Raw genomic sequence first — 20,236 nt, forward strand, 5'->3', positions numbered from 1 at the left:
AATAAAACAACAATGTTTACAGGAATTATAGAAACCCTCGGAAGGATTCACGAAATACAAAAAGATCAAAGCAATCTTCATATAACTGTTGATTCTTCTATCACTAATGAATTAAAAATTGACCAAAGCGTTTCGCACAACGGAATATGCCTGACTGTCGTAGCCATAAAAGATTCATTTTATACCGTAACTGCTATCGACGAAACCATTTTGAAAACAAATATTGGAGACTGGAAAACCGGTGACGTCGTAAATCTCGAAAGAGGAATGAAACTGGGAGATCGCCTTGACGGCCATATTGTTCAAGGCCATGTGGACCAAACCGGAACCTGTATTAAGATCGAAGAAGCAAACGGAAGCTGGAATTACACTTTTGAATACGACAAAAACCTCAGCAATATTACTATCGAAAAAGGCTCTATAACCGTTAACGGAGTAAGTCTTACAGTTGTAAATTCTAAAACAAATGAATTTAGCGTTTCAATTATTCCTTATACACATGAACATACCAATTTTAAGGATTTCAAAATTGGTACTAAAATAAACTTAGAATTTGATGTAGTAGGAAAATATATATCAAGACTTTATTCTATAAATAAATAAATCTCTAAAACAATTTAAATAAAAAGGCTCCAGTTTTACACTGAAGCCTTTTTTATTTTATTTCTATATATAAATACAGTACCTAACGCTAATCCCGCTATCATCAAAAAAAACAGATCCTGATCAATTGGAGAAGGTGTAGGCGTGGGAGTTCCATCATCATCTACTCCAGCAGTCGACGCACCTTTTGCCGTTGGATGTGGCATATCACTTGGTCCGGCGTAACTAAAATCAACCAATAGCAAAACAGTAGCTAAAAAAATAGTTCTTATTATTTTCATAATTATAACATGCTATAAAACAAGCATAAAGTATTAAGTTAGACTTGGGGTCTTTTGTTGAAATTTCGCACAAAACCATGATTCACAGCGACATTCCTTGACAAATGTATAAGTTTTTTATACAAATGCAATGTTTTAAACAAAAAAAAAGCCTCATAAATTTATGAGGCTTTTTGTGGTCCCACCTGGGCTCGAACCAGGGACCACCTGATTATGAGTCAGGTGCTCTAACCAGCTGAGCTATAGGACCGGTTTGAGGATGCAATATTACTACTATTTTTAATTCACTCCAAATATTTTGAGACATCATTTTTATTTAATTTCAAATAACAACAGCTGTTATTAAGAACTTAATTGATTTTCAACGTCTTATTTAAAATAAAAAAAAGCATATTTCCTTACTGAATTTCCTGACAAAGCTCAACTAAGACGCCATTTGTGTTTTTTGGATGCAAAAAAACAACCAATTTATTATCTGCTCCTTTTTTTGGCACTTCATTAATCAATACAAAACCCTCGTTTTTTAATCTTTCAATTTCAGCATATATATCTTCCACATCAAAAGCGATGTGATGAATTCCTTCTCCTTTTTTCTCTAAAAATTTAGCAATTGGACTTTCCTGATTGGTTGCCATCAAAAGTTCAATTTTATTTGTACCTGTTTGAAAAAAAGAAGTCAAAACACCTTCACTTTCTACTCGCTCTTCTTTATAAGAAGGAACTCCCAGAAGTTTTTCGAACAATACATTCGCATCATCCATATTCTTTACTGCAATTCCTATGTGTTCAATTTTATTTACCATCTCATTAATTATATTAAGACAAAAATACTATTACTAATTATTGATTGATATAAGTATTAAAATAACCACACTCTGCAATTACATCCTGATAATACTTTGTATCTGAATATTCTTTTTTCAACGCTTTGAAACCATTCCATGCCGTGAAATTGATTTTATCATCTTCAACACTCCACCAATTGGTTACGTTGTTATATTTGTTGTTATAAAATTCGTTTCGTTCACATTTTGACAATAAGTAAACACATTTTGCTTTTTGCTCCTTTGTTGTTGCCGCTTCAAATGCTTTTTGATAATACATTTTAGGAAGATCACAATTGGTAATCATTTTCTTCATAGAATCTCTAAACGAATATGGACTGGAACCGTAACCCACAATACTGATTTCGTAAAAAGTTCTGCCGTTTCCAAAATGAGAAATATTATAGAAAGCATTTCCTAATAACAAGCTATTTGTATAAACATCTTCTTTTTGAGCCAATTTATCCTGCATCGTTTTTATTGTATTTAAAAACTCAAGCTGAGAATATTTCTTTTTCTGATAAGCCGCATGTTCGCAATCATGACAATCTTTAATATTTCCGTTAAACGGATTTCCTAAAAACTGATAATCCTGAACAGAATCTGTTTGTTGAATAAAAGCAATTGCTTCAGGAATCTTGTTTTTGAAAGTTGCCTGAACTGCTTGGAAATTATTAATATCTTTCAATTTCAAACTGTAAATTCCGAAAGCGATTTTCTCTATTTCGGTTTTATTTGGCTTAGCCAAAAAAGTTTTCATATCCAGTAAATCCTTTTCATTGTCATAAAACGAATTTCCTCCACTCCAATAATATGGATTTGAATGCGAATCTCCGCCAAACAATTCCACCATAACTGGATTTCCTTTTGCTTTATAGAGCGCTGCCAAATAATTCTTGCTCCACGAAACCGCATTTTGATAACGAAACTCCTGGTCTTTATATGTTTTTGGAAGTTCGTAATACAGCCAATTTAAATCTGCAAGAATTGTTTTCTCGTTTTTATCTGTCAGTTTATCAATTTTGCTCATATTATTTACAAAACGAAGCAATCTTAACTGATATCCTGCCAATTCTGTTTTAGGCAAAGTTTTCTCGGCTTTATTCAAATTAATATCTGCGTTAGCGAAATCTCCTTTTAAAGTTTGAAGATATCCTAATGAAATATCCCATAAATATGGCTTTTCTGTATTTCCGGCAGCAGCAATTTTCGAAACTAAATCAAATGCTTTTTTATCAAATTTAGCTTGATTTTCAGCTTTGTTCTCAGCAACTGTTTGTGCTACCGAAGGCGCGCTGTAATCATCCGGTTTTGTTTTCACCGCAAATGAATTATTTATATTTTGCTCTTGTTTATTTATCAGCCTTGTCAGCAAATAATTCAAATGTTCGCTTTTTGGATCTAATTCGTAGATTTTTTCAATCGCTTGTCTTTCGTCTTTATAATATCCGTGAACAGCCCAAAGTGCCGCTTTTTCTTTATTATTTTTTGCCATTGCTAAAGACTTAGTCCAATCGGCTTCGTTTTTTGGATGAAAACTATATGCTGTGACAATTCTCATTTCCGGACATTTGTCAAAAACCTGCGCATACAAATAATTAGACGTTGCATACTTTTTTTGCTGATAATTAATTCCTGCTACATACGCCAATGCACGATAATATAAGGTGTTTTTAGGAACCGAATTTTCAGTTTTATTAAAAAATAAAATCGCTTTTGGTTTGTTACTACTATAAAAATAAGCTTTCATCGTTAGAAACCAATATCTGTTTTTCAAGAATGAATCTGAGGTTGTATTGTAAACATTTTCAATAGACTGAATAATTTTTAAATCTTTGAAAGTTTTTGCCACAACAGGATCATAACTCCAATACTCATCACCTATTGAAACCGTCTCGATCTTTTGAGCCAAATACAAAAACTCTATAAAACTTTTTACTTTGGCATCTTTCAAACTTATTTTCTTTCCCCATTTTAGAGAAGTCTGATTTTCTTTTTTGTTTTTATAATAAACATGTAGCTGTGTTATTTCGGTTTTGTTTGCCGAAACTTTATCTTTTTCAGCATAAGGATTTGCTGTTTCGTCTCCAATCAAAAAATGACTTACTGTTGCCGCATCAACTTTACCTTTCAGGTAATTCTCCCAATCTGATTTTATATCTTCATTAAATCTGGAATTATGCTCTCTGTCAAAACCAATTCCGTAAAAAATAGCGCCTGACAAAAAAAGAGGCGAATACGATTTATCAGCAAATGTTTCCGGTGTAAAATTCGAATTATACCCAAAATAATCCCAATCATCACCATCGGCGCAAGCATAGATTATTCCGTAAATAGAAAGTAACGTAAAGCTAGAAACAAGAAATAACTTGCTTAAAAATATTCTTTTCATAGTTGTTTAAATTGAATTCGTCTAAATCGTAAAATATAATTTCTTTAGGTTTTTGAGCTAAATTTTCGTCTAAATTGTCTGCCATTTCCACCAAATCTTCGGGTGAAATTGCTTCTAATTTCAGTAAATCATTCTCTTCATAAAAAACACCGTTTTTATAATTAGATTGTTTCACTTTAAAAAAAACAGCGCTTATCTGCTCAAAATTTTGATCTTTTTTTAGTTCACTCAAACTTATTTTAGAGCGTAAACCAATTACTTTTTGATTCCTAATATGAACTGCCCAGGAATATATTGGTAATGCCAAATCAAGATGCAATGGATATTTCTTTAAGCTTTTGAGATAACGTTCTGCAATTTTATGGTCGTAAATAGAATTTAAAGAATCCGCAGCAATTGTTCCCATATTGTAATACATCAAAACTCCGGAATCGACATTTGGGATTTTCGTTTTCTTGAAATACTTTACCTGATGCAATCGAATTGTCGCCGAAAGTTTCTTTTGCGAAAGCTTCTTAAATCGTTCAATAAATTTAAGATAATTGTCTTTGCTTTTTAAAGTCCAGTCACAATCAATTTGAATTTCATTGCATTGAATTTTATTCTTAGCATTTATCTCTTCAATAAAAGAAAATGTCTTTTGAGCCAGATCATCAATATCCAAATCAGGCAACAACATGACTTTATTTTGTATAAAAACAACCGGAACAATCGTAAAATTATTCACGCTTTGCTGAAAACGTATCGGACTTATAGGAATAGGCTGCTGATTCTCGGGATGTAAACCAATGTCAAAATAGCGAACATAAAGTTTCCTGACATCATTATCCTTTAAAACTTCTGTTTCTTTTTGAGATAATTTAAAGATGGTTTTCCAATAATAAAAGGCAATTATTGGTTTTTCACTTTTACCGCAACTTATCAGTAAAAAAACTAATAAAGACCACAAAAACCTTTTTATCAAAACTAAGAGAAATTAAATTTAAGCTCAAAAGTAAGAAATTATATCATCCTGACGATTTCAAATTCAAAAAAACAGTTAAACTCAACAGCTAAATATCCTAATAAATGGATAAAAAGTTTCAATTAAAGCAAATATAATCGTTATTTTGTGCAATCAAATTCAAAACAATTATGTTGAAAAACAACTTTAAATATATCCCATTTTTATTGCTATTTTTAATGATAAGCTGCGCCAAAAGAGGCAGTATCACTGGTGGATTAAAAGATACTTTACCACCTGTTCTAAGAGCCAGCATGCCTAAAAACTATACCACGGACTTTAAAGGCGACCAATTTGTTTTGACATTTGATGAATTTGTAAAACTTAAAAACGTAAACAAACAGCTTATCATTTCACCTCCAATGAAAAATGAGCCGCTGATTTCGCCAACCTCAGTAAGCAAGATCATAACGGTAAAAATCAGGGATACCTTGCAGCCAAATACTACTTACAGTTTTAATTTTGGTCAAAGTATTGCAGACAATAATGAAGGAAATGCGTTAAATCAATTTAAATATATTTTCTCAACAGGTTCTTATATTGATTCTCTTTCGCTTAGCGGAAAAATCAAAGATGCTTACACTAAAGATGTAGACAATTTTGTATCAGTAATGCTTTATGAAGCAAATGATAAATACAAGGATTCTGTAGTATACAAGGAACTTCCAAGATACATTACGAACACTTTGGATAGTACGCGCCTTTTTAAATTAGAAAATTTAAAGGCCGGAAAATATCTATTGGTTGCTATGAAAGATAAAGGCGGTAACAATAAATTTAATCCTAAAGATGACAAAATAGGTTTTATTAAACATTTTATTACAGTACCAAATGATACCGTTTTTGAATTAGAATTATTCAAGGAAACACTTCCGTTAAAAACACTTAAGCCAATACAGGCTTCAGGAAACAGACTTTATCTTCCGTATGAAGGAAAACAAAATTTCAAATTAATAAAACCTAAGATTGTTTTAAGAAACAATACCGAAGTTTTGGAAACTATTGTAACCCAATTTCCTAAAAAAGACTCTTTGCAGGTTTGGTTTAAACCTATAAAAGTTGACTCGCTAAATCTGGAAGTGACTGCGCCAAAATATGATAAAAAGTTTTCTTTTAAAATTAAGGATCAGAAAAAAGATACTTTAAATATTACGGCAGTACAAAACGGAACCATAAATTTTAGAGACCGATTTACATTAGAAACCGCTACTCCATTAGTGAAGTTTGATAAGTCAAAAATCAAACTGATTAATAAGGATTCTGTGGCTGTAGATTTTACTACAGAATATGATGAATTTGATCAAAAACTATATGTAGATTTCAAAAAAGAACCGCTTCAAAAATATCATTTCCAGTTTTTACCAGGTGCTTTAACAGATTTCTACGACAAGACAAATGATACTTTATCGTACAAATTAACAACTAAAGAACTTGAAGATTACGGAAATATCATTTTGAATTTGAAAAACGTAAAACGCTTTCCTATACTTGTTGAGTTGACAAACAAAAAAGGGGATGTAGTTCTTGCCAGTCAATATTCTGAAGGCGAAACCAGACTTGTATTTGATCTTGTTGAACCTAACTCTTTTACAATTCGGGTTGTTTACGACGATAATAAAAACAAAGTATATGATGCCGGAAACTTTTTAAAGAAAGAGTATGCTGAAGAAGTATTCTATTACCAGCAGGAATTTGATGTCCGAGCTAATTGGGATGTTGATCAACCTGTTGATTTAAGTCTTCAATACAATCCTGAAGTCGAGAAAAAACAGGATGCCAAAAAGAAAAAAGAGGAAGAGAAAAAACGAAAAGCTTTTTAAATCTTAATATTGCTTAATAAATAAATATGGAAAATAGTCTGATTGAAAAAGAAAACTGGCTGACAAGAAACTGGAAATGGTTTTTACCTTCAACTCTGTTTTCCATACTTCTAATTGTACTTTTATTTACCTCAACTTCTAAAGAAAATATAATCGATATTACTCAGGCTTACGCTGATAACTTACTTTTTGAAGAAGCAATTAAAAAAGCGAATGAAGATTCGAAAACTATAGAAAACATTGGAAAAATTGAGCCAATCGATAAATTAGCAATTCTGGAAGGAAACATTGTTTACTCAAACAATCATAATACTGTTAACGCATCAGTAAGAATCAACGGAACAAAAAACAATGGTAAACTAGATATTTTCGCCATAAAAAAAGGAGCTGAATGGGAATACCAGAAAATTTCCATTCGCACTAAAAACCCCAATAACGAAATTGTGATCTCAGAAAAACTTTAAAAAATCTATCAAATCGTTATTAAAAGTCAATTCTAAACAAATCTCTATCACTCAGGAAATCGAGTTTTTTTCGAGTTTCCAACATTACATTTTTATCTAATTCAACCACAAAAACATTTTCGGTTTCTTGTGGCTCAAGAATGTAATTTCCTGTAAAATCAACTACTTGCGAATGTCCAATATGTTCATAATTGTTAGCGTCCAAACCTACTCTATTTACTCCAACTACATAACTTAAGTTTTCGATTGCACGGGCTTTTAACAAAGAATCCCAGGCATTTGTTCGCACTTTTGGCCAATTGGCAACATATAAAAGCAGATCGTAATTTTCGACATTTCTCGCAAAAACCGGAAATCTTAAATCGTAACAAATCTGTAGGCAAATCTTCCAGCCCAGATAATCAACAATTACTTTTTGAGTTCCGCCTGTATAAAATTTATCTTCACCCGCGAGTGAAAACAAATGACGCTTGTCATACGGCTGCATTTCCCCTGACGGAAAAACAAATAACATTCGGTTATAATAATTTCCATTTTCTGTAATTATCAAACTTCCTGTTACAGCACAGTTTTTCTGTTTTGCCATAGCTTGCATCCATAGAACCGTTTCTCCTTGCATAGTTTCTGCAACTTCTGAAGCATTCATGGTAAATCCTGTCGAAAACATTTCAGGAAGAACAATCAAGTTTATACCTAAATCGATTTCATTTATGATCGATTCAAAGCTTTTTCTGTTTTTGGAAGCGTCTTCCCAATAAAGATCTGATTGAATAAGTGCGATTTTCATCTTTCAAAAATACGAATTTTCAGCCAAATTTTATTTTACAATTAAAAAGCACATTCTGCAAAAAATTCTCAAAACACCCTTAGAAATGGCATCTATTTTAGATTATAAAAATACTTCAGGAAAAAATATTGCAAAAAATATGCATTTCATGCAAAAAAAATGCATACGTTTAAAATAAATATATATATTTGATCGCCAATAAAAACCAAAAAAAACATGAAAACCAAAGTATTATGAAAACAAAGCTTATTTCATTAGTGTTCATTGGGGGAATGATTTTCTCAGCAAACGCAAAAGAGGCTGCTTTTAAAAAGCATCTTTTTGAACAAAAAAGCAGTCAGATTGAAGTTACTGGCCAGATTATAGGTCAGGACGACGGAATGCCAATTGCCGGAGCAACTATTTATGCAGAAAGCAATAATAAAATAGTAACAATATCAGATGAAAACGGAAGATTTAAAATAAACGTTCCAGAAAATGAAGCTCATGTTATAGTTTCCTACATGGGTTACGAAACCTTATCATTTGCTTTAATTAATACTTCAAATTTAACCATTAGATTAAAACCTGCAGAAAATGCTCTGGAACAAGTTGTAGTTACGGCACTTGGGGTTAAAAAAAGCACTAAATCTATTGCATATGCTGTAACAGAACTTAAAGGAACTGAATTTACAAAGGCGAAAGAAACCAATATCGCCAATGCATTAGTTGGAAAAATTGCGGGTGTAAACGTGAGCAGCACCGCAACAGGCCCAAACGGCTCTACCAGAGTTGTAATTCGTGGTAATGGTTCCTTAAACGGAAATAACCAACCCATGTATGTTGTAAATGATTTACCAATTGACAATACTCAGCTTAACCTACCGGGTATTGGCAATGGCCCGGGATCTACAAGAATCAACGTTGACCGTGGTGACGGAACATCAGTTATAAATCCTGATGATATTAAAACGATTACGGTTTTGAAAGGTGGAACTGCAGCTGCGCTTTATGGTGCAAATGCTGCAAACGGTGTAATCTTGATTCAGACTAAAAGAGGTGCGGCTCAAAAAGGAATTGGAGTTGAATACAATACTTCATTTACTTTTGAAACGCCATCGATCATACCAGATTGGCAGTATGAATATGGTTCCGGAGCAAACGGAAAAAAACCAACTACACAAGCAGAAGCTGTTGCCGCAGGACGCTGGTCTTGGGGAGCAAAAATGGACGGAACAAATGTGATCCAGTTTGACGGAGTTGCAAGACCTTATGTGGGACAAAAAGATAATATCAAGAATTTCTACGAAACAGGAACAACTTTTATAAACTCTATCGCTTTGTCTGGAGGAACTGAAAAAGCTACAGGACGTCTTTCTTTTTCAAATACAGACAATCAAGGTGTTGTACCAAATAATGATTTTAATCGTAAAAGTGTAAACATTGCCAGTAATGTAAACCTAACAGATTGGTTGAAATTTGATGTGGTTGCACAATACAATATAGAAAAATCGAACAATAGAGTTACGGTTTCAGATGCTGAGGCAAACCCAAACTGGGGAACTTACATGATTGCCAATACTGTTGATATTAGAAATCTTGCCCCAGGTTATGATGCAAACGGAATTGAGGAAGCCTGGAACCCAGTTGCGGTGGCTACAAACCCATATTTTGTAGTAAATAAAATTAAAAACAGCGATACTAAAAACCGTTTTATCGGAATGTTGAACGTAAAATTAAACTTTACTCCTAATTTATTCCTTCAAGGTAGAATTGGACAAGATTTTACAGATTATGATTTCTTTGGATACATCCCAAAAACAACTTTAAACAACCCGATTGGGTATGCGCAAGGTTCAAGAGTTAAATTATCTAACCTGAACTCTGAGGCAATTCTTAATTATACTAAGAAAAATATCTACGGAGATTTCTCTTTAAACGCTTTACTTGGTGTAAACTCTCGTACTACTTTAAGAGATGAAACAAGAGTAGAAGGTTCAGGTTTTGTATTGGATGATTTTTATGCTTTGAGCAATTTATCTACGCTAACTTATAGCTATCCTTACGGAAAAACAAAAACAAACTCTGTTTATGGAGCAGTAGATTTAGATTATAAAAATGTTGTGTTCTTGAATTTTACCGGACGTCAGGATTGGTTTTCTACACTTTCAAAAGATAACAATACGGTATTTTATCCATCTGTTGGAACAAGTATAATAGTTTCGGATATTATAAAAATGCCGGAATTCGTTTCCTTTGCTAAACTTAGATCTTCTTGGGCACAGGTTGGTGGTGCAACGCCAGACCCTTATGCATTAAACCAATCTTATTCAATGGTTCAGGGCGGACATAATGGTCAACAATTACAAACTCCAACCGGTACAAGAGTTCCTAACTCAACTTTAAGCCCGTTAACTTCTACAACTTTTGAAGTTGGAACTGATTTAGGATTTTTCAACAACCGTTTAAATCTTGATTTTGCATACTACAACCGTGCAACTACAAATGATATTGTCGAAACTACAATTTCTAATGCTTCCGGAGCTAGTACAGCTTTATTGAATCTTGGTAAGATGAGAAATGAAGGTGTCGAAGTTTTATTAAGTGGAAAAATCATTAATTCAGAAAATTTCTCTTGGGATGCAAGTTTCAACGGATCTTACAACAAAAACACCGTTGAAGCACTTACAGATCAGTTAAACTCAATCACGATGGCAACTTCTGTAAACGGATATGTTACAATTACAAGTGATGTTGGTCGCCCTTACAGTATCATAAAAGGATACAAACCTCGTGTTGATGCTAAAGGAAATACAGTTTACAATGTAAGCGGCGGTTCTGCAACAATTGCGCAAGGTCCACTTGAAGAATTAGGTCAGGGAGTTCATCCTTGGGCAGCGGGAATTAGCAATGAATTCAAATACAAAAATATCTCATTCAGCTTTTTGATTGACGGTAAATTTGGCGGAAGCTTATATTCTGGTACTGATTTGTACGGAACTCGTATGGGGTTAACAAAATTAACTCTTGAAGGTCGTGAATCTGGTTTACCGATTAAAGGTGTTGATACAAACGGAAATCCGGTTGATATGGTTATTGCACCGGAAAACCTTAGAACTTATTATGACGGTTTAAGAAACATTTCATCAACATTTGTTTACGATGCAAGTTTTATAAAATTAAGACAAGTAATTCTTGGATATCAATTACCGCTTGAAAAATTAAGAGGATTATCAAAACTTCAGGGAGCTTCGATTTCATTTGTGGCAAGAAACTTATTCATTCTTTATAAGAAAACGCCAAACGTAGATCCGGAATCTGTATTTAGTGCCGGAAATGCACAAGGTGTAGAACAATTTGGAGTGCCAAAAACCAGAAGTTTCGGTTTAAGTTTAAATGTCAAATTTTAAACTCACTTAAATAATTTTTAAATTAAAAGACATGAAAAAGATAACCATATTATATATCACAGGAATACTTTTAGGAAGTATGACCGCCTGTACAAAAGATTTCGAAGAAATCAATACGAACCCAAATGTTGTTGAAAAACCAAATCCGAATTTTCTTTTCAGCAGAGCACAATTGGATGGTTTAAATAATAACTACTTTTTTACCAATATTTTGGAATGCGGAGGAATGCTGCAACATTATGCCACATACAAAGAAGCTTCGGGCGTGGGGGATAAATATTTGAGTAATGAAGTTTATTATTCTGCATATTTCAACCAGATTTATCCAACGGCGCTTAATGAAACTCAAATCGTAATTGATGCCGTAAAAGACAATGCAAACGACAGTAATAAACTGAATATTGCCAGAATCTGGAAAGCATATTTATACCATAGAATTACAGATTTGTACGGAGATATTCCGTATTCTGAAGCTGCAAAAGCAACTAGCTCACAGATATTTCTTCCAAAATATGATTCTCAGGAATTCATATACAAAGATTTACTGAAAGAATTGGACGAAGCTGCAACGGCATTAGATGCTGCGAAACCAAGTTTTGGCAAAGCCGATTTTATCTACGATGGTGATGTCGCAAAATGGAAAAAATTCTCTTATTCTTTAATGCTTCGTTTGGGATTAAGATTAAGTAAAGTTGATCCTGCTTTATCAAAAACATGGGTAACCAAAGCTATTGCAGGCGGAGTTATCCTTAACGGAATTGATAATGCAATCATGAAATATACGGATGGACCAAATGATTTCAACAGAAACCCGGTTGGTTTTGATGCCAGAAGACAAGATTTTACAGCAGGTTCTTACGGTCAGAAAAATGTTGAAGGCGGAAAACTAGCCAAAACATTCATCGATTTATTACAATCTACAGCCGATCCCAGAATTAGTGTTTATGCTGGAGTTTGGCAAGGAACAACCCAGAACACAAGTGCAGTAGTTCAAAAAGGTTTTCCTAACGGAATTAAAAACGCTCCAACACCAGTTGAACAGGCAACTTATTCAGAACCTAACCAAAGCACTATTTTTAAATTCGATGCGCCGCTTGTGCTTTTAAGCAATGCCGAAACTAATTTATATCTAGCCGAAGCTGCCGTAAGAGGATGGTACACGGGCGAAACTGATAAAGATTTATATGAAAAAGGAGTTAAAGCATCTTTCCTAAACATGGGGATTTACGGTGCAGGTTATACAATTGCAGACGCAACACCATATTTAACACTAAATCCATACAATGCAGCAGGATCAACAGAAGCTAAAATGAACCAAATCCATACTCAGGTTTATGTTGCTTTGTTTGTAGACGAACAAGAAATTTATGCCAACTGGAGAAGAACAGGATATCCTGTTTTAGTACCTGTAAATTTCCCTGGAAACGTTACAAACGGCACAATTCCAAGACGTTTGAAATACTCAACCAGCGAATATTCAGTGAATTCAACTAACTTAGCTGAAGCGATTAAACGTCAGGGCGAAGATACTTTCACAACAAAAATCTGGTGGGATAAATAATAATTAAGAGTTAAAATGTGCCTTTAGGCACAAACTAAAAACCATTAATCATTAATTGGGATAAATAAAATACAAAAGATAAATGAGCATTTTAATTCTTACGGCATGCATTGCGTTTTTAATCCTACAGATAGCCTGGTTTAAAATCAATCCGTTTTTAGCCTTTATCATAACAGCTTTATTAGCAGGTCTATTTTTAGGCCTGCCAATAGACACTTTGTCACAAACTGTTCAAAAAGGTTTGGGCGAAATGTTAGGATCTATCACTTTGATTATTGTTTTCGGAACCTGTATTGGTAAACTTACCGTTTCATCAGGCGCCGCCAATGTCATTGCCAAAACAGTTATGGGATGGACGGGCAAAAAATACGTTCGACTTGGCTTAATGATTACCGGATTTATTGTTGGGATACCACTATTTTATAGCGTAGGATTTGTTTTGTTAGTTCCATTAATCTTTTCAGTAGCCCATCAATTTAAGCTTTCAAAAGTATATCTCGGTATTCCAATGCTGGCATCGCTTTCAGTAGCACACGGTTTTTTGCCTCCACATCCGTCTCCAATGGCTTTAAGCAGTATTTTAAAGGCAGATATTGGACTCGTTTTAGTGTATGGAATTATAATCGCTATTCCAACTATTTTTATTGCAGGATTATTGTTTTCGAATTTATTAAAAAACATCAAAACCGAATCAGATCATGAAATTCTAAATGTCGAAGAAGTTATAAACGAAGGAAAACAACCCAGTTTTGCACTGAGTTTATTCTCTGCCTTATTTCCGGTTTTCGGATTAACGCTGACTTCGACATTACCAATGATTTCTAAGAACGAAACTTTAATAAGCATTTGCAAAACCGTCGGAGAACCAAGTATGATTATGTTGATTTCTCTACTGATTTGCACCTACACTTTAGGAATCAGAATGAACAGAAGCATCACATCCGTAATGGACGATTATGCCACTGCAATAAAAGATGTTGCACTTATTGTTCTCATTGTTGGTGGAGCCGGAGGTTTAAAAGAAGTAATGATCGTAAGCGACGTAAACGAAACTATCGTAGCAACTTTAACACAAATAAACATTCATCCGTATTTATTGGCCTGGATGATGGCGGCAATCATACGCGTTTGTGTGGGTTCTGCTACAGCAGCCGGATTAATGACTGCCAGCGTTTTATTACCTTTACTACAAACCACCGGACTCGACCCTAACTTATTGGTGTTATCCGTAGGAGCCGGAAGCTTAATGTGCTCCCACGTCAACGATCCAAGCTTTTGGATGTTCAAAGAATATTTTAATATCAGCCTAAAAGACACGTTCAAATCATGGACCGTCATGGAATCTCTAGTATCTGTTTTAGGAATCATTTTCGTTTTTATTTTAAACTCTATAATACATTAATATCATGAATTTATTACCACAAGAAAAATTTGAAACTCTTGGTTTGTCTCTTCCGCCGGCGCCTCAGCCGCTTGGTATTTACAAACCCTATTTAGTTGATGGTAAATATTTATACCTTTCAGGTCACGGGCCTGTTAATGACGACAAATCCCTGATCATTGGCCGAATTGGCGATGACATGGATATCGAAGAAGGAAAATTAGCAGCAAGACAAGTCGGCTTAACAATGCTTTCTACAATTGTAACCAATTTTGGAAGCCTGAACAAAGTAAAACGTGTTATAAAAGTTCTTGGAATGGTCAATTGTAACGGCGATTTCCTTAAACATCCTTACGTAATCAACGGTTGTAGTGAATTATTCGCCGAAGTTTGGGGACAAGAAAACGGAATTGGCGTAAGAAGCGCCGTTGGAATGGGATCTTTACCAGACAATATTCCTGTTGAAGTTGAAGCTGTTTTCGAATTATATTAAAGAAAAGTTATGCCACAGATTAAATGATTAACATTGATTTTTTTTTAATTGAACCATTAAGACATTAAGTTTATTAAGAAACTAAACTTAATTTTTCTTATCCTTTAAGTTTCATTAAGTCAAGCTTAATTTTCTTAATATCTTAATGGTAAAATAATTTAATCTGTGGCAAAAAACAAAAAATATGAATACAACACCACAAACAAGAATTGCAACTTTCGGAGAATTATTACTTCGGATGAATGTTGCCGATGGAAACCGATTTACGCAAGCCAATGAAATAAAAATTCATGTTGGCGGCGCCGAAGCAAATGTTTGTGTTTTACTTTCTCAACTCGGCATTCAAACCGATTATATTACAAGATTACCCAAAAATGATTTGGCGCAATTGGCTCTAAACGAACTTCAGAAATACAAAGTCAATACTTCAAAATGTGTTTATGGTGGAGAACGGTTGGGATTGTATTTTGTCGAAGCTGGAAATCAAATCAGACAATCACAAGTTATTTATGATCGAAGCAATTCGTCTTTTGCAACTATCAAAAAAGATCAGATAAATTGGGATTTGGCTTTCGCCGATGTTACCCATTTTCATTGGTCAGGAATAAGCCCGGGAGTTTCTGAAGAAGCAGGTTTGGCTTGCAAAGAGGCAATTCTGACTGCACACCAAAAAGGTTTACCGATTTCTTCTGATTTTAACTTTCGATCAAAATTATGGCAATACGGAAAACATCCTTCTGAAATTATGCCCGATTTGCTTCAATATAGTACAATTACAGTTGCTGATCTTGATGCGATTGAAATTTATTTCGGAATAAAAACTGATAATACAGAATCAGATGAAAATCGCTTTCAGAAAACATTCGAATTATTAAAAGTAAAAATGCCTTTTCTAAAAACATTAGCGATGAGTTTTAGAAAATCAGATGGACCGGCACATTTATATAAAGGATTACTAATTCATAAAGGTAATTTTTATCAAACACAGGAACACAAAATACATGTTGTAACGGATCAAATTGGTTCTGGAGATGCCTTCAACGCAGGATTATTATACGGATTATCCAATAAATTATCCGGACAGGAATGTATCGAATGGGCAACTGCTTGTGGCGTAATCAAACAAAGTATACACGGAGATTTTGCGATAAGCAGTCTCGACGAAATAAGTCATTTTATTAAAAACGGCTCAAGTAATAGAATTAATAGATAAAATAAGAAAATGTACAGCATATTAAAAACGCAAGGTGTACTTCCGTTAGTAACACAAATCAACATTGAAACAGCCCAAATAGTCTTGCAATCAGCGGCTGATGCTGGCATAAAAATTATCGAGTTTGCTGCTCGTGCAGATGATGCTAAAGAAGTTTTTAGTCAAATGATTGCTTTTAAAAAAGCGAATAATCTAAATGTAAAAATAGCCGTTGGATCAATTTTAAGCGTAGATGATGCAGAAACGTTTCATCTTTTGGGTGCAGATTGTATTGTTTGTCCTCACACCGATTTGGAAATTGGAAATTACTGTTTTAAAAACAACATTTACTGGATTCCCGGAGCCGCAACTTTGAACGAAATACTTCAAGCCAATAAATTAGGTGCCGAAATTGTAAAGCTTTTCCCAGCCGATAAAATTGGTGGTCCCGGATATGTAAAAGCAATTAGAGCTCCGTTTCCAAATTTGAAAATTATGCCAACCGGAGGCGTGACTTTAGAAGAAAGCAACTTGAAATCCTGGTTTAAATCGGGAGTGGTTTGCGTGGGAATTGGTTCTAATTTATTTTCGAAAGAAATGCTTTTGAATTTAAGTTATGAAGAATCCCTGCAAGCTTTTCAAAATTTAATTGAAGTGGTAGAAAAAATAAGAAAGTAAGTTATGCAAAACAATTGGTGGAAAATTAATTCCGAAATCCGCATTGATACGCCTTTTTTAGCCGTTTACGAAGATCGTATTCAGGCAAATATCGAGCGTTTGATTGAATCAGTAAATGGTAATACTCAAAAATTGAGACCACACATCAAGACGCATAAAATTGGTGAGATTCTCGATTTATTTAAAACCTACAACATCAATAAGGTAAAATGTGCTACGATTGCCGAAGCTGAATTGGCTGCCATACACGAAATTTCAGATGTACTTCTCGCCTATCAACCTGTTGGAATTAAAAAAGAAAGATGGATTTCATTGATTCAAAAATATCCGAATGTTGCTTTTTCGACAATTGTTGATGATCTTGATTCGGCGAAAGCCTTAGATGAATGTGCGGGAAAAAATAATTTGAAACTTACGGTTTATCTGGATTTGAATACGGGAATGAACAGAACCGGAATTTCGATTCACAAAAATTGGATTGCTTTAATTGATGAAATTGTCAAACTAAAAAACCTTCATTTTGCGGGTATTCATATTTACGACGGCCATTTAAAAGGCGATGTCGAACACAGAACTGCCATCGCTTCGAATTTGTTTTTTAGCATAAATGAAGAAATTGGAAACATTCAGAAAAAACTGGGTTACGATCTAAAAATTGTTGCCGGAGGATCGAATACCTTTCCGTTTTATGCGTCTCAAAAAAATGTAGAATGCAGCCCGGGAACTTTTGTTTTCTGGGATTCTAATTACCAAATTCATTTACCGGAACAAAATTTCGAACCGGCATTGGTTATTGTTGGAACCATTATTTCAAAACCAACTTCTTCTACTTTTTGTATTGACATAGGATACAAAGCCGTAGCTTCTGAAAACCCAATCGATAAAAGATTGGTGATCTTAAATGACGAAAATCTAATTCCGATCGCACATTCAGAAGAACATTTAATTATAGAAAACCAAGGAAAAAACGAGTATGCTATTGGCGACACGATTTATGCCCAACCTTATCACGTTTGTCCAACTTGCGCACTTTACGATTCGGTTCAGGTTGTAAATAATGAACATCAAATTTGCGATCAATGGCAAGTTGTTGCCCGCAGCAGAAAAATTAATATCTAGCAGCAGAAAAAGTAGAATAAAGAAAAAAGAATAGAAAATAGAGCGAAGAAGAAAGAGAATAGACCTCATAATAACACTTGTCTAGAAAACCTCTGAGCCTTTGGACCTTTGTGCCTTAAAAAAAATACTATGTTTATAATAGACGCCCATTTAGACCTGAGCATGAATGCGATGGAATGGAACAGAGATTTAAGAAATGATGTACCCACTTTGCGCCATCTTGAAAAAGGAATGACTGATAAACCGGATCGCGAACGTGCAACGGTATCTTTTCCTGATTTGCGACGCGGCAATATCGGAATTGTTGTTGCCACTCAAATTGCAAGATTTGTAAAACCGGACAGTATTATTCCGGGTTGGAATTCTCCTGAACAAGCCTGGGCGCAAACTCAGGGACAATTGGCGTGGTACAAAGCGATGGAAGAAGCGGGCGAAATAACTTCAATTACGGATAAAAAATCGCTCCAGAAACAAATTGATTTATGGAATGACGGAACACCAAACGACAAAAAACCTATTGGATATATTTTAAGTTTAGAAGGTGCTGATTCTATTATTGATGTTTCGTATTTAGAAAAAGCATACAATTACGGATTACGCGCGATTGGTCCTGCACATTACGGTCCGGGACGTTACGCAAACGGAACAGATGCAACAGGAAAAATGAACCAAAATGGGCTGGATTTATTGAAAGAAATGGAGCGTTTGAATATTATTCTGGACGCAACCCATTTGTGCGATGATGCTTTCTGGCAAGCTTTAGATCATTATCACGGACCAGTTTGGGCAAGTCATAATAATTGCAGAAGTCTGGTTGATCACAATCGTCAATATAGCGATGAAATGATTCAGGCTTTAATTTCAAGAGGAGCAGTTATTGGCGGTGCTTTAGATGCTTGGATGTTAGTCCCAAATTGGGAAAGAGGAGTTTCGACTCCAAAGGGCACAAGTTGCAATCTTGAAACTGTTTTCAAACACATGGATCACATTTGCCAATTGGCTGGAAATGCCAATCATATTGGTATAGGTTCTGATCTTGACGGCGCTTTTGGTACAGAACAAGGTCCGTATGATTTAGACACCATTGCCGATTTGCAAAAATTGGTTTTGATCTTTAAAAACAACGGTTATTCTGATGAAGATTTAGATAAAATCTTTCACCAAAACTGGATCAATTTCTTAATGAAAAATTGGGATTAATAAATATGAAAGTCAGCAAAGAATACGAACTTGCTTTTTGCCACGAATTTCTCGAATTTACTCAAATTTTTATTTTGAAACTGTTTAAAAACTAGCCGCAAATTGCACCGCCTTTTTTGATCTGTACAATCAAAATAATTCGGGATAATTCGAGAAATTCGTGGCAAACTTTTTAAATAAAAACTAAACTGGGAACTGCCTTTTTATATGATTGTAATTTTTCGTCGTAAGGATCAACTTCCGTGACAACGTAATCAACCTCAGATAAGTTGGCAATTTTCATTTTTAGAACCGTATCCAGTTTTTCAGAAATAGTCAAAATAGCTGTTTTCTCAGAGGCCTGAATCATTGCTTTTTTTACCTGAACGGTTTCCCAATCAGAATCTGAGAATCCGCCTTCGATATCCAAAGCATTGGTTCCTAATATTAATAAATCGACTTTAATATTTGCCAATTGATTGTAGACATCACCGCTCACACACATTTGGCTGTAAGACGAAATGCTTCCGCCAATCATGATAATTTTAACATTGGGTTTATCCAGAAGTTCAACAGCAGATAAAACGGTAACAGTAAAAATGGTCAGATTCAAATCATCAGGAATCAATCGGATAAATTCACGAATTGTAGTTCCGCCGCCAATTAACAAAACCATACCATCCTGAAGTAAACCTAAAGTTTTCTGTGCAATAATTTGTTTAGATTCGCCTGCATAAGTTTGATTATTAGTCGAAGAATGGTGATACGCTTTTGTCATCGCACCGCCTTTTACTTTAATCAATAAAGATTCAGATTCAAGTTCATTAATATCACGTCTCACTGTATCTTCTGAAACAAATAATTTAGCCGAAAGCGTTTCAAAACTCACACGAGTATGTAAGTTAATCTCTTTTAAAATAAGATTTTTACGTTCTTCCTTGGTGTAATTAACCACTTCATTATCATTATTCATGCAAATTCATTTTTAGTAAGACAAATGTAAACAATAAATGCAATATTATTGCGAAACAAATTATAACACAATGTAATTTAATAGTTAACCCGGCTAT

The 20,236-nt window shown here is 34.3% G+C and carries 17 protein-coding genes and 1 tRNA gene; 11 read left to right on the forward strand and 7 right to left on the reverse strand.

Annotated elements, in window-relative coordinates; all coding sequences use genetic code 11:
* The first annotated feature begins 12 nt into the window (after positions 1 to 12).
* Positions 13 to 603, forward strand: coding sequence for a riboflavin synthase (locus CHB81_RS12290; protein ID WP_089352160.1), 591 nt, complete (start codon positions 13 to 15; stop codon positions 601 to 603).
* A gap of 35 nt (positions 604 to 638) precedes the next feature.
* On the opposite strand, the gene CHB81_RS12295 is transcribed toward CHB81_RS12290, so the two are convergent.
* From CHB81_RS12295 to CHB81_RS12315, 5 genes are all read right to left on the reverse strand, one after another.
* Positions 639 to 884, reverse strand: a complete 246-nt coding sequence (locus CHB81_RS12295; protein ID WP_089352161.1) for a hypothetical protein — start codon at positions 882 to 884, stop codon at positions 639 to 641.
* Positions 885 to 1,060: 176 nt separating this feature from the next.
* Positions 1,061 to 1,134 (reverse strand) — tRNA-Ile (locus tag CHB81_RS12300).
* Positions 1,135 to 1,282: 148 nt separating this feature from the next.
* Positions 1,283 to 1,687: a methylmalonyl-CoA epimerase gene (gene mce, locus CHB81_RS12305; protein WP_089352162.1), complete on the reverse strand. Its 405-nt coding sequence runs from the start codon at positions 1,685 to 1,687 to the stop codon at positions 1,283 to 1,285.
* A gap of 37 nt (positions 1,688 to 1,724) precedes the next feature.
* The gene (locus CHB81_RS12310; RefSeq protein WP_089352163.1) at positions 1,725 to 4,100 is read right to left on the reverse strand and encodes a hypothetical protein; all 2,376 of its coding nucleotides are present in this window, start codon (positions 4,098 to 4,100) and stop codon (positions 1,725 to 1,727) included.
* Entirely contained in the window at positions 4,060 to 5,049 is a 990-nt protein-coding gene (locus CHB81_RS12315) for a hypothetical protein (RefSeq protein ID WP_254921078.1), read from the reverse strand. Before CHB81_RS12315 ends, CHB81_RS12310 begins: the two co-directional genes overlap by 41 nt.
* Before the next feature lie 185 nt (positions 5,050 to 5,234).
* Here CHB81_RS12315 and CHB81_RS12320 point away from each other — a divergent pair, with 185 nt between their 5' ends.
* Both CHB81_RS12320 and CHB81_RS12325 read left to right on the forward strand, forming a co-directional pair.
* On the forward strand, positions 5,235 to 6,923 hold the full coding sequence (locus CHB81_RS12320) for an Ig-like domain-containing protein (protein WP_089352165.1): 1,689 nt from the start codon (positions 5,235 to 5,237) through the stop codon (positions 6,921 to 6,923).
* 26 nt (positions 6,924 to 6,949) lie between these two features.
* Positions 6,950 to 7,387 (forward strand): cytochrome c oxidase assembly factor Coa1 family protein, encoded by a 438-nt coding sequence (locus tag CHB81_RS12325; protein ID WP_089352166.1) that lies wholly within the window; start codon positions 6,950 to 6,952, stop codon positions 7,385 to 7,387.
* A gap of 19 nt (positions 7,388 to 7,406) precedes the next feature.
* On the opposite strand, the gene CHB81_RS12330 is transcribed toward CHB81_RS12325, so the two are convergent.
* Positions 7,407 to 8,174: an amidohydrolase gene (locus CHB81_RS12330; RefSeq protein WP_089352167.1), complete on the reverse strand. Its 768-nt coding sequence runs from the start codon at positions 8,172 to 8,174 to the stop codon at positions 7,407 to 7,409.
* 233 nt (positions 8,175 to 8,407) lie between these two features.
* Here CHB81_RS12330 and CHB81_RS12335 point away from each other — a divergent pair, with 233 nt between their 5' ends.
* The 8 genes from CHB81_RS12335 (at position 8,408) to CHB81_RS12370 (ending at position 19,187) form a co-directional block, all read left to right on the forward strand.
* On the forward strand, positions 8,408 to 11,563 hold the full coding sequence (locus CHB81_RS12335; protein ID WP_089352288.1) for a SusC/RagA family TonB-linked outer membrane protein: 3,156 nt from the start codon (positions 8,408 to 8,410) through the stop codon (positions 11,561 to 11,563).
* Positions 11,564 to 11,594: 31 nt separating this feature from the next.
* Complete coding sequence (locus CHB81_RS12340) at positions 11,595 to 13,124, forward strand: SusD/RagB family nutrient-binding outer membrane lipoprotein (protein WP_089352168.1); 1,530 nt, start codon at positions 11,595 to 11,597, stop codon at positions 13,122 to 13,124.
* Between the two features lie 82 nt (positions 13,125 to 13,206).
* A complete protein-coding gene (locus tag CHB81_RS12345; RefSeq protein ID WP_089352169.1) occupies positions 13,207 to 14,526 on the forward strand; it encodes a GntP family permease in 1,320 nt (439 codons plus the stop codon).
* A 4-nt stretch (positions 14,527 to 14,530) separates the two neighbouring features.
* Positions 14,531 to 14,998: a RidA family protein gene (locus CHB81_RS12350; protein WP_089352170.1), complete on the forward strand. Its 468-nt coding sequence runs from the start codon at positions 14,531 to 14,533 to the stop codon at positions 14,996 to 14,998.
* 184 nt (positions 14,999 to 15,182) lie between these two features.
* Complete coding sequence (locus CHB81_RS12355; RefSeq protein WP_089352171.1) at positions 15,183 to 16,211, forward strand: sugar kinase; 1,029 nt, start codon at positions 15,183 to 15,185, stop codon at positions 16,209 to 16,211.
* A gap of 9 nt (positions 16,212 to 16,220) precedes the next feature.
* Positions 16,221 to 16,868, forward strand: a complete 648-nt coding sequence (locus tag CHB81_RS12360; RefSeq protein WP_089352172.1) for a bifunctional 4-hydroxy-2-oxoglutarate aldolase/2-dehydro-3-deoxy-phosphogluconate aldolase — start codon at positions 16,221 to 16,223, stop codon at positions 16,866 to 16,868.
* Between the two features lie 3 nt (positions 16,869 to 16,871).
* On the forward strand, positions 16,872 to 17,987 hold the full coding sequence (locus tag CHB81_RS12365; protein WP_089352173.1) for a D-TA family PLP-dependent enzyme: 1,116 nt from the start codon (positions 16,872 to 16,874) through the stop codon (positions 17,985 to 17,987).
* Positions 17,988 to 18,116: 129 nt separating this feature from the next.
* A complete protein-coding gene (locus tag CHB81_RS12370) occupies positions 18,117 to 19,187 on the forward strand; it encodes a dipeptidase (RefSeq protein ID WP_089352174.1) in 1,071 nt (356 codons plus the stop codon).
* Between the two features lie 172 nt (positions 19,188 to 19,359).
* On the opposite strand, the gene CHB81_RS12375 is transcribed toward CHB81_RS12370, so the two are convergent.
* Positions 19,360 to 20,139: a DeoR/GlpR family DNA-binding transcription regulator gene (locus CHB81_RS12375; RefSeq protein ID WP_089352175.1), complete on the reverse strand. Its 780-nt coding sequence runs from the start codon at positions 20,137 to 20,139 to the stop codon at positions 19,360 to 19,362.
* Between the last annotated feature and the right edge of the window lie 97 nt (positions 20,140 to 20,236).

It is taken from the genome of Flavobacterium sp. ov086 (assembly GCF_900187965.1).
Taxonomy (GTDB): domain Bacteria; phylum Bacteroidota; class Bacteroidia; order Flavobacteriales; family Flavobacteriaceae; genus Flavobacterium.